12 protein-coding genes are annotated in these 13,937 nt (G+C 64.5%); 6 read left to right on the forward strand and 6 right to left on the reverse strand.

The annotated features are described in order from the left end of the window. Nucleotides 1–150: 150 nt before the first annotated feature. A complete protein-coding gene (locus tag AC1AYD_RS04550) occupies nucleotides 151–1,668 on the reverse strand; it encodes an amidohydrolase (RefSeq protein ID WP_476544749.1) in 1,518 nt (505 codons plus the stop codon). 196 nt (nucleotides 1,669–1,864) lie between these two features. Beyond that, nucleotides 1,865–2,053: a hypothetical protein gene (locus AC1AYD_RS04555; RefSeq protein ID WP_476544750.1), complete on the reverse strand. Its 189-nt coding sequence runs from the start codon at nucleotides 2,051–2,053 to the stop codon at nucleotides 1,865–1,867. Nucleotides 2,054–2,690: 637 nt separating this feature from the next. On the opposite strand from AC1AYD_RS04555, the gene AC1AYD_RS04560 reads away from it, so the two are divergent. Beyond that, entirely contained in the window at nucleotides 2,691–3,707 is a 1,017-nt protein-coding gene (locus tag AC1AYD_RS04560; protein ID WP_476544751.1) for a hypothetical protein, read from the forward strand. Between the two features lie 466 nt (nucleotides 3,708–4,173). On the opposite strand, the gene trpS is transcribed toward AC1AYD_RS04560, so the two are convergent. Beyond that, nucleotides 4,174–5,301: a tryptophan--tRNA ligase gene (gene trpS / locus AC1AYD_RS04565; RefSeq protein ID WP_034529448.1), complete on the reverse strand. Its 1,128-nt coding sequence runs from the start codon at nucleotides 5,299–5,301 to the stop codon at nucleotides 4,174–4,176. 184 nt (nucleotides 5,302–5,485) lie between these two features. Here trpS and AC1AYD_RS04570 point away from each other — a divergent pair, with 184 nt between their 5' ends. Further along, complete coding sequence (locus tag AC1AYD_RS04570) at nucleotides 5,486–5,893, forward strand: DUF3073 domain-containing protein (protein WP_476532517.1); 408 nt, start codon at nucleotides 5,486–5,488, stop codon at nucleotides 5,891–5,893. 15 nt (nucleotides 5,894–5,908) lie between these two features. Here the strand turns inward: AC1AYD_RS04570 and AC1AYD_RS04575 are convergent, their stop codons facing one another. After that, nucleotides 5,909–6,379: a sterol carrier family protein gene (locus tag AC1AYD_RS04575; protein WP_476502237.1), complete on the reverse strand. Its 471-nt coding sequence runs from the start codon at nucleotides 6,377–6,379 to the stop codon at nucleotides 5,909–5,911. A 304-nt stretch (nucleotides 6,380–6,683) separates the two neighbouring features. On the opposite strand from AC1AYD_RS04575, the gene AC1AYD_RS04580 reads away from it, so the two are divergent. Then, entirely contained in the window at nucleotides 6,684–9,128 is a 2,445-nt protein-coding gene (locus AC1AYD_RS04580) for a glycogen/starch/alpha-glucan phosphorylase (RefSeq protein ID WP_476544752.1), read from the forward strand. 262 nt (nucleotides 9,129–9,390) lie between these two features. Here AC1AYD_RS04580 and AC1AYD_RS04585 read toward each other — a convergent pair whose 3' ends face one another. Beyond that, entirely contained in the window at nucleotides 9,391–9,630 is a 240-nt protein-coding gene (locus tag AC1AYD_RS04585) for a hypothetical protein (protein ID WP_476502239.1), read from the reverse strand. A gap of 132 nt (nucleotides 9,631–9,762) precedes the next feature. Between AC1AYD_RS04585 and AC1AYD_RS04590 the strand changes: the two genes are divergently transcribed. Beyond that, nucleotides 9,763–10,470, forward strand: coding sequence for a rhomboid family intramembrane serine protease (locus tag AC1AYD_RS04590; RefSeq protein WP_476502240.1), 708 nt, complete (start codon nucleotides 9,763–9,765; stop codon nucleotides 10,468–10,470). 767 nt (nucleotides 10,471–11,237) lie between these two features. On the opposite strand, the gene crgA is transcribed toward AC1AYD_RS04590, so the two are convergent. Then, a complete protein-coding gene (crgA, locus tag AC1AYD_RS04595; protein WP_476502241.1) occupies nucleotides 11,238–11,705 on the reverse strand; it encodes a cell division protein CrgA in 468 nt (155 codons plus the stop codon). A gap of 153 nt (nucleotides 11,706–11,858) precedes the next feature. On the opposite strand from crgA, the gene AC1AYD_RS04600 reads away from it, so the two are divergent. Continuing rightward, nucleotides 11,859–12,707: a DUF881 domain-containing protein gene (locus AC1AYD_RS04600; RefSeq protein WP_476532512.1), complete on the forward strand. Its 849-nt coding sequence runs from the start codon at nucleotides 11,859–11,861 to the stop codon at nucleotides 12,705–12,707. Between the two features lie 4 nt (nucleotides 12,708–12,711). Continuing rightward, nucleotides 12,712–13,911, forward strand: coding sequence for a class E sortase (locus AC1AYD_RS04605; protein WP_476532511.1), 1,200 nt, complete (start codon nucleotides 12,712–12,714; stop codon nucleotides 13,909–13,911). Nucleotides 13,912–13,937 lie beyond the last annotated feature (26 nt).

Here is a 13,937-nt window from a genome sequence, read left to right on the forward strand (position 1 = left end):
GGCGTAGCCGGGTGGGGGAGAGATACCGTCGACGTTACGTTCCGGCTATCTCTCCCCCAGTCTCACTGCGTTCGACAGCCCCCTCGTCAGAGGGGGCCAAGAAATCAGGTGCCTACTTCCCTCGTCAGAGGGAGGTAAGGCTGAACCCCCTCAATACGTCCGTCGTCCGGCGAGGAACGTCATCGCGACGTGGGTTCGCATCGCGCGCATCGCCTCCGGCGTCTCCATCGCGTACGGATCGGCGTCCAACAGCACGAAATCCGCGTCATCGCCGGAACGCAGATACCCGCGACCGACCTCAGTGGACGCCGCGAGCGCGACGCGCAGCGGCAGACGCTGCTCCGGCTGGAACGGTTCGCGTGCGGAACTCTCCGTCGCGAACACGGCCGCCGAAATCGCCATCCACGGATCGAGCGGCGCGACCGGCGCATCGGAGCCCAGACGCAGCCGCGTGCCCGCCGTGTGCAGCGAACGGAACGCGTACGGGACGCCGGCCGGATTCGCCCAGAACCGGTCGATCACATCGCGGTCGTCCATCGCATGCTGCGGCTGGATGCTCGCCTCGAGGCCGAGCGCGGCCAGACGCGGGATGTCCTCGCGGCGCAGCATCTGCGCGTGTTCGATCGACCCGCGCGCGTGCGTGAGCTCCGCCGCGTCGAGCACGATCGCGTTCGCCTCGTCGCCGATCGCATGGCAGGCGATACGGAAGCCGTGCTCGGTGGCGAGGCGCATGTAGCGCGCGATCTGGCTCGGCGTATAGCTGAGCGTGCCGTACGTGGCCGGCGTGATGCCCGAATACGGCGTGGAGCAGTAAGCGGAACGCGTGTTGAGCGAGCCGTCGGAGATGAGCTTCATCGCGCCGACCTCGCCGAGCCCGCGGCTGCCGGGCAGCGGCTTGCCGGTATGCCAGCCGGCGCGGATCGCGGCTTCCATCCGTTCCGGGTAGACGCCCGCCTTCACGCGCAGTCCGTCGATGCCGGCGGCGAAGCGCGCGATCCACGTGTCGATGTTCTCCGCCATCTCGTAGTCGCGGATTCCGGTGACGCCCTTGCCGGCGGCGTCTTTCTCCGCCTCGCGCAGCAACCGGTCGGTCTCCTCGGCTGCGCCCGGTGCCTTGTCGAATTTCGTGTACGCGTCGAACCATTCGAGCTCGCCGACGAGCCCGGTCTTCGAGTCCGCGTGCACGCCGAGCCGGCGGGCCGCCGCCGAATTCACCCATCCGCAGTGCATGTCCGCGCTCGACAACGCCACTGGCTGCTCACCGGCCACCGCGTCGATCGCGGCGAGCGTGGGCTGTTCGTCGTCGGCCCACAGCGAGTGACGGAACCGCATGCCCACCACGAAGGTGTCCGGGTCGAGCGTGCCGGCCGCGCGACGAGCGTCGAGATGCGCGCGCAGCATCGCCATCGCCTCGGCGGCGGATCTCGCGTCGATGAGGTCGAGGCGGCCGAGCGTCTTCGACCATTGCGTGAAATGCGTATGGCAGTCGACCAGTCCGGGGATGACCCACAGGCCGGTCGCGTCGATGGTTTCGTCCGTGTCGGGCCGCGCGACGGCGGGGCCGACGGCCGTGACCTTCCCGTCGCGGACGACGAGGTCCACGCGCTCGCCGCTGCCGGGGACGCGTGCGTTGAGGATGTTCAGCGATGTGCACATGAGTGCCATCATGCCACCGGAGTGTGAGCGCGCACACCCGCTATCCGACCCATGGGCACGTGAGTCGGATAGCGGGTGCTTTACGCTCCGTTCGCATGGTTTTCGCGCGGTGCGTTCCTGTGGTCTCCGGTCGGCCATGTCTCAGTTCGGGCCATCGGAGACCGAGAAACCGGTATGTGTCATGGGACGGTTTCTCGATCTCTGCTGATTATCCGCGCGTTTTCCTCGTTTGGCTGCGGAGAGTCATCCATTCGACGATAGTTGCGCAGATGAGCATGATGATGAATGCCTCGAACGCCTGCGCTCCCGTGAGCTGGGAGGCCAGCACGACGGCGGGGACTGTGATGATAGCTTGGAACGGCGAGGGCTTGTTTGGTTCTTTCTCGTGTTTGAGCATGGAGCTCCTTCGTTTTGGCGTGGACCGTACGGCGGGATGTCGCATGGCCGTCGACGTGTGTCCGGTTCCCGGTCCGGTGGGATGGACGTCTGCCGACGATGCCAGTGTAGAAGCAGCGCTCGACCTGCATATAGACCGCATATAATCTGCCGTGTGCGCTTCCCGCATTCCGCGGGCTATACTATAGCAGTCCATGCAATGAGACCGGTCCGGCCTGGGGCGTTGAGCAAATGCTCAAGAATTTCGTCCGAGGTGGTTTCGCGTGGATAGGGGCTTTGTTCCCATCTCGTATCTGAGTGATAGGCTCGACACGCTACAATGTCGAGCCTTCGTACATTAACGATTCCTAGGCTCCTCCGAGGATCTCCCAACATATCGGATAACCGCAGGATGACTTACCTTGAAGAGCCGCCGATATGGGTATCGACCTCGTGCTTCATATACATCGCTTCGCGCACTTCACCGAGGGGGCATGCTCGGCTGACACCATCCGTCATCCACCGGGTTCTCCACGATCGTCAACCGGTCGGACGGGGCAATGGTCGGGAACCGGGGCTGCCGCATAGACTGGAGGCTCTGCGGGCACGACGGCGTGCTGGGAGCCGTCGGGAATCCGTTGAGCGGGAAGGTGACGGTGATGAGTGAATCGATGGCGTTGACGGCATTGGCCGAACTGAAGTACCGAAGAATGAGAGATTGCGCCGAGCTGCAGCGGCGCAGCGGCTGGCGGCCTCCCTACGCGCTGACGACCGCCTTGGAGCTCGAATCGATCGAGATGCCGCGGCTGCCGGCCGGCTACGCAAGACTCAAACGGCGCATCATGGTCGCCGTGCCCCATGCGAATCGGAAATACCGGGTCGACGGCGTCGCCGCGGTGGTCTGGCGGTTCCCGTTGAACACGGTGCTCGTCGACCGGCGTTTCCCATGCGTATCACCGGCCTGCACGTGGGCGATGTTCGCCGCTTACCTGGATCTGGAGGAGCTGATCGTGCTCGCCGATTCGATGATGCGCCGCGACCGTCGTCTCCGCCGGACGACGATGGAGGAGCTGATCGCCTATCTGGACGGTGCCCGGTCATACGCGCAGGCCATGGCGGAGGAAGGCGGCAGCGGACGTCTGTTCCGGGGATACGCGAACTGCAGGCGTGCGCTGCGGTTGGCGAGAAGCGGCACGGACTCCTCGATGGAGACGCGGACGAGACTGGTGATGCCGCGGTATGGTCTGGATGTTCCTCAGGTGAATTACCCCGTATCCATCAAGGGGCGTCCGATATATCTCGATCTCGCCTACCCCGAGTTCAAGATCTGCATCGAATATGAGGGAGCACATCATGCGGGGCAGTGGCTCAACGATATGACGAGGCGACAGCTGATCGAGGACGCCGGATGGAGGTACGTGCAGGTGACCAAATTGGACATCGGGGATGCGGATGATGAGGAGCGGCTTGCCGAAAGGGTCGCGAGGCATATGCGGGAGGTCACCGGCAAGACCATCCGTCTGACGAGGCGCAAAACCATCATGCAGATCTGCGATGCCAGATCGATGCGTCGGAAACCGCTGTACGAGCGTCTGGGATTCCGCCCGCTGATGCCCATCGAGCCCGACGATGCCGCGTATGGCGGCGGGACCGACGAGTTGGAGGCCATCGCGTAGCCGTAACCCGTACGGTCGGAGTCCGTATGACCGTAATCCGTACGGCCGTCGTTCTGTGGTGTCGGCGGCGTAACGGCGTATCTCCATTCGAAGGGGTACTCCAGTGGCCGTCCGGACACCTATCTTCGTTGCGAGGGGTGCTGTACTGGTGCTAATCCACGTCGAATATGCCCAAAAACCTCCGATATAGAAGGGTGCGAGCGAAGGCGATACCCCTCGGAACGGAGATAGCCTCTCGGCCGCCACGTAATGTACCCCTCGTAGCTGGGTTAGGCGACCGCCTCCGTCCTAGGCGGCCGTCTCCGTCTTGCAATCGTCACGCATCCGTCGCGCGCTCGTCATGCACCCGGCTCACTGTGGTCCTTGCCCCAGTCGTTCGTCCATCCGCGGCTCGATAGCATGGGACCCCGCTCGAAGCGGGGTCCCATGCGGCTTGCTGTGCTCGTTCGCGTCTGCGATCCGCGGCTCAGTACTTCATGCCCATTGCCTCGCGCACCTCGTCGAGGGTGGCGTTGGCGATCTCGTTGGCGCGCTTGTTGCCGTCGTGCAGCACGTCGCGGATGTAGTCCATGTCCTTGGCGAGCTCTTCGCGGCGCTCGCGGTGCGGGGCGAGGAACTCGTTCACGGACTCGGTGACGTATGCCTTGAGCGCGCCGGCGCCGGCGGAGCCGATCTCGGCGGCGATGTCCTTCGGGTCGCGGCCGGTGACGAGGCCCGCGGTGGTGAGCAGCGCGGAGACCTCCGGGCGGTTGACCGGGTCGAAGGTGATGGTGCGCTCGGCATCGGTCTTGCTCTTCTTGATGAGCTTCGCGGTCTCGGCCGCGGTGGCGCCCAGCATGATCGAGTTGCCGTAGGACTTGCTCATCTTGCGGCCGTCGAGGCCCGGGATCTCCGGGGCGTCGGACAGGATCGCGGCCGGTTCCGGGAACACCGGATGCTTCTTCGCGTAGCGCTCGTTGAAGCGGCGGGCGATCGTGCGCGTGATCTCGATGTGCGGCAGGTTGTCCTTGCCGATCGGCACGACGTTCGCCTTGCAGAAGAGGATGTCGCACGCCTGGTGCACCGGGTAGGTGAGCAGCAGGCCGGTCAGCGCGTGGCCGGAGGCCTCCATCTCCGACTTGACGGTCGGGTTGCGGTGCAGCTCGGCCTCGGTGACGAGGGAGAGGAACGGCAGCAGCAGCTGGTTCTCGGCCGGCACGGCGGAGTGCGCGTAGATCATCGTCTTCTTCGGGTCGATGCCGGCGGCCATGTAGTCGAGCACGAGGTTGAGGACGTTGTCCTGGATGTGCTCGGTGGTGTCGCGGTCGGTGATCACCTGGTAGTCGGCGATGATGATGTTCGAATGCACGCCCTTGTTCTGCATGGCCACGCGCTCGCGGATGGAGCCGAAGTAGTGGCCGAGGTGCAGGCGGCCGGTCGGGCGGTCGCCGGTGAGCATCGTGAACTTGCCCGGGTCGGCCTCGAGCTTGGCGAGCGTCGCGTCGGAGCGCTTCTTCGCCGCCAGGAAGCTCGCGCTCATCTCGTTGCCGGCCGCCGTGACCTGCGGTTCGGTGGTCTGCGCCTGCGTGGTCTGCGCCTGCGTTTCGTCCGTCATGCTCATCGTCCTTTGATTGATGGAGGCAGCCCGATCGGGCGCGTGTCGCCGTCGCGGGTTGTGTCAAAACCGTGCAAAATATCGCTTTTATCGTAAAAGCGCGAGCCGACAAGCCCGCATCGGAAAACAAGTGGTACTCTTCTTAGTTGATGAATCGATAGCAAGCATTATTTCAGGGGGTCACATGGGCCGCGGACGTCAGAAAGCCAAGCAGCAGAAAATTGCCCGTAAGCTCAAGTATCTGACAACCGACACCGATTACGACGAGCTTGCCAAGGAGTTGAGCGGCCAGGAGCCGGGCACCGGTTCGGTCGACCCGTTCGCCGATCTCGACGATCATTACGATGACCACTATGCGGACGTCGCTTCGGGTGATTCCGCCCGCGACGCGGATGATGCCGCCGGCAAGTCCGCCGCCCCCGCCGAGGACGACCTCGACGAGTACGCCAAGTGGGCCGCCGAGGCCGCCGCGAAGGCGACCAGCGGTGAATTCCCGAAGACGTCGGCCAAGCCGGCCGCGCCGAAGCCGATGGCTCCGCACAAGCCGATTCCGATGCCCGTCCCCAGCGCCCTCAAGCCCAAGAAGGCCTGAGCGCAGGGTCTGAGCTCACGCCTCCAGCGGCAGCAGCCATCCCAGATCGTCCCGTTCGCCGACCGCGCTAATGCGGCCGGCGTCCTTTTCCTCCGCCCACGTGGTCACGCCGGTCGCGACGCGCAGCCACACGTCCGGGTCGAGTTCGACCACGTCCGGCGGCGTGAGATTATGCGGATCGGATTCCGGCCCGGCGAGGATCTTCACCGCGCCCCACGGTGCCACACGCACCTCCACGCCCGGCCCGGGGGCCTTGCGTTCCAGCAGGAACAGCGAGTAGCGCACGGCCATCGCCATCGTGGGCCGCGCCAGTCGCGGCGCGATCGCCAGCCTCGCGTCGCGCGTCGCGGCGGCGTCCCCCGCCGCGCGCGCATCCGCATTGTCGGCGGCGACGCCCGCCTCCCGCATCATCGCGGTCGCCGCGTCGCGCCACTCGTCGAACGCGCGTCGTCCGCGCGCCATATCCTTCTCCAGAATCACTGCCATACCGCCATTGTGCCGCGACCCCTGCCGCGCCGCCCGTGCGGCCGCGGCGGGGAGCGGCGATGGCGGATGATGTGACGCGACGATTGCGCGGGCTGCGTCCTCGCGCGTGACGACGCGTCGCGACGAACACGCGCGTCGCCGGTCTCGTTGGGGCTACGTAGTAGAGTGACGATTGTTGACCGATGAAAACGTATGCACGACGCCGTGCGAATGTAACGCACTGTTCATGTATGTGTTGGGGTGCGCCCCCGTGACGCGCCTTATGATGGTCAGGGAAGTCCCTCCCCGGAAGGAAAACGAGAATATGACCGAGATTACCGCTCCGAAATCTCCTGTCACGGCAGAGCAGTTCGCCGACGAGATTCGTGAACAACTGAAGTACACGCAGGGCGTCACCGTCGAGCAGGCCACCGCCGCCGACGTGTACGTCGCGGCCGCCAAGGCCGTTCGCAATCATCTGCAGGACGCCTGGTTCACCACCCAGGCCGACACCGTCAACGGCAGCACCAAGGCCGTCGGCTACCTGTCCGCCGAGTTCCTCATGGGCAAGCAGCTGGAGAACGCGCTGCTCAACGCCGGCCTGACCGACCAGTTCGACGCGGCCGTCGAGGCCCTCGGCTTCAAGCCGAAGGACATCGTCGACGCCGAGTACGAGCCGGGCCTCGGCAACGGCGGCCTCGGCCGTCTCGCCGCCTGCTTCATCGACTCCCTCGCCTCGCTGGGCGTGCCGGCCTTCGGCTACGGCATCCAGTACCGCTACGGCATCTTCAAGCAGCAGTTCGACAAGGACGGCAAGCAGGTCGAGACCCCGGACTACTGGCTCTCCAACGAGGAGCCGTGGGGCCACATCGACTACAACCGCGACCAGAAGGTCTCCTTCGGCGGCGAGGTCGTCGAGGAGAACGGCAAGAAGGTGTGGAAGCCGGCCTGGTCCGTGCGCGCCGTGCCGGTCGACTACCTGGTGCCCGGCTACAAGTCCCAGCGCGTGAACACGCTGCGCCTGTGGACCGCCCGCAGCTACGACGAGTTCGACCTGCTCGCCTTCAACCGCTCCGAGTACATGGAGGCCGTCGAGCCGAAGGTCAAGGCCGAGAACATCTCCAAGATCCTCTACCCGGAGGATTCCACCAAGGTCGGCAAGGAGCTGCGTCTCGAGCAGCAGTACTTCTTCGTCTCCGCCTCCCTGCACGACGCGATCCGCGTCTTCTACCCGGGCCAGGACAAGCCGGATCTGACCACCTTCCCGGACAAGATCACGTTCCAGCTCAACGACACCCACCCGGTGATCGGCATCCCCGAGCTCATGCGCATCCTCATCGACGAATACGACTACGACTGGGACACCGCGTGGTCCATCACGCAGAAGACCTTCAACTACACCTGCCACACGCTGCTGCCGGAGGCCCTCGAGGTCTGGCCGGCCAGCCTGATCGGCGAGCTGCTGCCGCGTCACCTCGAGATCATCGAGAAGATCAGCGACCAGTTCAAGGCCGAGCTCAAGGACAAGGGCGTGGCCGAGTCCACCATCAACGACATGGCGATCTACACCGGCGACGCCGTGCGCATGGCCTACCTCGCCACCTACGGCGGCTCCCACGTCAACGGCGTGGCCGAGCTGCACTCCCAGCTGCTCAAGGACGTCACGCTGAAGAACTTCTCCGACGCCTACCCGGACAAGTTCACCAACGTGACCAACGGCGTCACCCCGCGTCGCTTCATCAAGCTCGCCAACCCGGCGCTGTCCGACCTCATCACCGAGGGCCTCGGCACCGACAAGTGGCTGTCCGACCTTGAGCTGCTGCAGGGCCTCGTCCCGCTGGCCCAGGACGACGAGTTCGTCAAGAAGTTCGCCGCCGTCAAGCAGACCAACAAGCACGCCTTCGTCGGCTTCGCCAAGGACCACTACGGCATCGACATCGACGAGAACACCATGTTCAACACGATGGTCAAGCGCCTGCACGAGTACAAGCGCCAGAGCCTGAAGATCCTCGCCGTCATCTCCCGCTACGCCGGCATCAAGAACGGCACCATCAACGCCGACGACGTGCTGCCGCGCACCGTGTTCTTCGGCGCGAAGGCCGCCCCGGGCTACTACCTGGCCAAGATGACGATCCAGCTCATCAACAACGTCTCCCGCGTCGTCAACAACGATCCGGACGTCAAGGGCAAGCTGGCCGTCCACATGCTCCCGAACTACAACATCGAGATGGCCCAGAACCTCATCCCGGCCACCGAGCTCGACGAGCAGATCTCCCAGGCCGGCAAGGAGGCCTCCGGCACCGGCAACATGAAGTTCGCCCTCAACGGCGCGCTCACCGTCGGCACCCTCGACGGCGCGAACGTCGAGATCCGCGAACGCGTCGGCGCCGAGAACTTCTTCCTCTTCGGCATGAACGTCGAGGAGGTCGAGTCCCTCTACGCGTCCGGTTACGATCCGGCCAAGTACTACGAGGCCGATCCGCGACTCAAGCAGGCCATCGACCTCGTCGCCGGCGGCACCTTCTCCGAGGGCGACCGCAACGCCTACGCGCCGCTCGTCTCCGACTGGCTGACCAAGGACTGGTTCATGACGCTCGCGGACTTCTCCTCCTACGCCAACATCCAGGCCCAGATCGAGGAGCTGTACACCCACCAGCTCGACTGGAACCGCAAGGCCATCCTCAACGTCGCGAACTCCGGCTTCTTCAGCTCGGACCGCTCCATCGAGGATTACTTGGAGCGCATCTGGAAGACCGGCCCCCTCGCCTGACCTTTTCCTTGGCTCCCCTTGCAGGGGAGCTGGCCGCCGCAGGCGGACTGAGGGGTAGACAGCGCCGAACGCAACGTGGTTCCGTCGTCGCCCCCAGTCCGCTTGCGCGGACAGCCCCCTCATCCGAAGGGGCCAGCTGGCCGGCTCAAGCCAATGAACATGAAAGCCCCGCAACCTTCGTCAGGTTGCGGGGCTTTCATGTTGCTCACGTGGTTCACAGGCGCGCGTCACGGCCGCACGCGCCCGCTCGAAGAAAAAGAACTCAGGCCTCGGCAGCGGCTTCCGGAGCGTCCTCGGCGGGAGCCTCATCGGCCTCCTCGTCCTTGTCCTTGCCCTTGTTCAGGCCCAGATCGACCGGAGAGGAGCTGTTCTCCCACGGTTCCTCCCACGGATCGTAATCCGGGTTCTGCTGCTTGTAGATGTACAGGCCGACCAGACCTGCGAGCAACGCACCGAACAGCAGCGCAAAGAACTTCCAACCGTTCGAAGACTTGTTCTCCATGACGGCTCCTTTCCCATTCTCGTCGGCCTGTCCGTCCAAGCCAACCCTGCAACCCATCATAGGCGTGCTTATGTGTGGATTGGGTGGAACGACACCGGGATTCTCCCCGCCCGCTACGATGGCAGCATGCGTATGAGCTTCCCGACGAAACGGCAGATCCAGTACGAGTGGAGGAACGGCGGGCCCGTCGTCACGTGGTCGATCATCGGCCTGTGCGTGGCCGTGTGGGCGGTCGAGATGCTGTTGCGTCTCGTCGCGCCTGCCGCGTTCCAGACGTTCGTCGGCGCGGGCATGGTGATGCCGCTGACGATGCTCGCCAAGCCGTGGACGATTCTCACGTCGATGTTCCTGCATGCGCCGAACCTCATGCACATCCTGTTCAACATGATCGCGCTCTGGTCCGTCGGCCCGATGCTCGAACGGCTGATGGGCCATTGGCGCTTCCTCGCGCTCTATCTGATCTCCGGGTTCGGCGGCGCCGTCGGCATGCTCGTCTGGTCGCGCGTGACCGGCGACTGGATGACCGCCGCCTATGGCGCGTCCGGTGCGTTGTTCGGTTTGTTCGCGGCCGTGTTGGTCGTATACCGTCGCGTCGGTGAGGACATCCGTTCGATGATGATCTGGATGGCGGTCAACTTCCTGCTGCCGTTCGTGGTCGGCGGCATCGCATGGCAGGCGCACGTCGGCGGGTTCGTGGTCGGCGGCGTGCTCACCTGGCTGCTCGTCGCCGGTATTCCGGCGCTGCGGCGTCGCTCCTTCACCCAGCGCATGTGGCTCTACGGCGGTGCGATGGTCGTGCTTCTGGTCGCGGTCATGCTGCTGTGCGCGCCGATGTGGTGAGTGCGGTGATGTGGTGAGTGCGGTGATGTGGTGAGCGGTGATTGTCTATCGGTGATTCCCGTATTCCCTATATGTGGGTGATTCGGTGGGTAATCACACATATGTAGTTTTCCACAAATGTGGAAAAGAGTGTGGATAACTTGGGGATAACCAGTTGATAACTGGTGGACAACAGTGGATATATCCCGTGGATAAGTCGCGTAATCGTTGATTTTGCAACGATTGTGCGCTGTGGACAACGTGCGTCCGAAGTTATCCACAACGTTGCTTTCCACCGTGGATTACGCCGTTGTGGATGCGTGTGGACGCTGCACGGTGGATAACCTGTGGATTTCGGTGGATAACCAGTGGATAAGTTGTGCACAACTGTGGATAACCTGTGGATAACTCCGTGAACATCGTCCGCAATCCCAGTATTTCCAATATCTGAGGTCCTGTGGATAACTGTGGACAACTTTCCACATCCGTTATCCACAGTCGTCCACCGCGGCGCGGGGTCTCTCCCTCCGTCAGCCTGCGGCTGACACCTCCCTCGTCAGAGGGAGGCGAGTACCTCAGTCCCCAGTCCCTCGGCCCCGAACCCCCCTCAGTCCGGCGAAGCCGGACAACTCCCCCTGAAGGGGGCGCAGGGGAGTGGCTTGTGGACGGCGTATCGGGGCATATGCAGCTCCCCCTGAAGGGGGCGCGGAGATATGACGAAGGGGGATGTGGCCTACAGCCGCATCCCCCTTCGGGCACTAGCACGCTGGGCGCGCGTCGCTCTGCGCTCAGCGCCACCACATGGTCATGAGGAAGCCGATCATGATGATCACGAAGCCGATGAGCAGGTTCCAGGCACCAATGTTCGGAATCGGGTAGTTGCTGGTCAGGTAGTAGCAGACGACCCACACGAGGCCGATCACCATGAGGATGCAGAACAGCGGCACGAACCAGCGCGGGTTCGACTTGGTGCCCTTGATCGTCTCCTCGACGCGCTTCGTGTTCTCCTCCTGGCGGGCCATCATGCGCTTCATCTGCGGCGTCATGGCCGACTTGTCGGCGGTGGCGTTCAGAACGGCCTCGACCTGATCCATGTCCACGGTGAACCCGTTGTCGGTGGAATCATCGGAGGAATCGGACTTGGCCTTCGTGTCCGCCTTCGTGTCCGCAGTCGTTGCGGTCTCGGACTGCCAGTCCTTCTGGTCCTTCGCGTCGTTCTCGTTGAGCTCTTCGTCAGCCATCAGCGTAGTCTCCATTTCAATAGGCTAGGAGTCATAATAGTGGCTACACTCGAAAGCGGCGAACAATGCCCGCCATGACGTTCGCAATCTGGTGAAATCCGGGTGGAGCCATGGCCGGAACAGCCGGAATGACCGGGAACAGCCGGAACACAGACGAAAGGCGCGCGTATGGCCAGACATGGCGGCAAGCATATCGCGAAACGTTCCCTGTGGGGCAGCGTCACCATCATGGTCGTCGTGGCGCTCACCGGCTACCTGTTCGCGACGAATCTGCGCGCGAACCGCACGACCGTCGTCAATTCGGATACGGCGCAGCTCGTCGAACAGCGCGTCAAGGAGGTCGACGGCCTGTCCGCCGACGTGAAGAAGCTCAGCTCCGACGTGAGCACGCTCACCGAGCTCACCGCGAAGAACAGCGACACCCCGTCCACCAGCGAGGATTCCGGCACCGGCACGACGCTGCCGAAGGTGGAGGGCCCCGGCATCACCGTCACGCTCAACGATTCGCCGATGTGGGAGCAGGCGGTCGATTCGTCCGGTTCCAGCAGCGACATCGACAAGTACGTGATCCATCAGCAGGATCTCGAGGCGGTCATCAACGCCCTGTGGGCGGGCGGAGCCGATTCGATGCAGTTCATGGACCAGCGCATGCTGTTCAATTCGGCGGTCATCTGCTCCGGCAACGTGGTCTCGTTGCACGGCAAGAAGTATTCGCCGCCGTTCACGATCTCCGCGATCGGTGATCCGGACCAGCTCATCGAGGCGCTCGACGAGTCGCCGGCGATCGCCATCTACAAGCAGTACGTGAGCGCGTTCGGCCTCGGTTGGAAGGTGGAGCGCAAGAAGAGCCTCACGTTCGACGAGACGCCGTCCCTGCTGCAGCCGCTCAAGTACGCGGCCGTCACCAAGGGCAGCGGCACCGATACCACCGATACCACAGACGCCACCGATACCACGAACGATACGCAGTCGACGACCGGCTCCACGACCGGCCAATCCGCGACGGAAGGGGAATGACCAGATGAAGCACAGCGCACAGCACGGACGCGCCTCACGCAACGCAGGCATGCCGCCGGTACCGATGCCCCCCGGCGCCGCGGCGAATCCCGCGGCGAATCCCGCAACCGCGACGCCCCCCGCCCGCCGCAACGGCCCCGTCTGGCAGGCGGTCGGCATCCTCGCCGAGATCTTCATCACGCTCGCCGCGATCTGCGCGCTCTACATCGTGTGGCAGATGTGGTGGACCGGCGTCGAGGCGGAACGCACACAGGTCGAGACCCGTCAGAAGGTCTCCTGGTCCGACCCGTCCGCGAGCGGCGACAGCACGAAGATCGCGCAGGCGCAGCAGGGCGACGCCCCCGTGCAGCCGGAATCGGCGAGCTACGGCGACCTGATCGCGCAGCTGTACGTGCCGCGTTTCGGCGCCGGCTGGCAGCGCAACGTGGTCGAGGGCACGGACGCCGCCCAGCTGGCCCGCCACGGTCTCGGCCACTACGAGGACACGCAGCTGCCCGGCCAGGTCGGCAACTTCGCGATCGCCGGCCACCGCAACGGCTACGGCGAACCGCTCGGCGACGTCGACAAGCTCAAGGAGGGCGATCCGATCGTCGTGCGCACGAAGGACTACTGGTACGTCTACACGTTCACGAAGTACAAGATCGTGCTGCCCGAAGACGTCTACGTAATCGCCCCCGACCCGTTCAACAGCGGCCAGCAGGCCACGAAGCGCATGATCACGCTCACCACCTGCGAGCCGAAATACTCGACGCCGACGCATCGCTGGATCGTCTGGGGCGAGCTCAAGTACTGGGCGAAGGTGTCCGACGGCATCCCGCAGGAGCTCGCCACCACCGACTCGTCCGGCAAGGTGAAGTTCGCGAGCAACAGCACCACCGCCATGTCGCTGCCCGCGCGCATGGGCTCGATGAAGCCGGTCGTGATCGTCGCGCTCGTCGCGTGGCTCATCCTGTTCATCGCCGCCGCGGTCGCGTGGCGTTGGCCGGCGCGCGCCGCGATCCGCGCCGGCCTCCGCCCGCGCCCCGATGCGAGCATCTACGGCGGCCTGCTGCGGCTTCAGCCGGGCGTGCTGCCGGTCCGTCTCGTCCTGCTCGGCCTGCTGTGCGTCGCCGCCGCGGCGTCCCTGTTCGAGTGGACGTTCCCGTGGGCGGCCACCAACATCCCGTTCCTCCAGCAGATGAGCAATTTCGCGGTGTCGTCGTGACGTCGTGACGTCGCGCTCGTCGCGCG

The sequence above is a fragment of the Bifidobacterium sp. LH_426 genome (assembly GCF_056356875.1).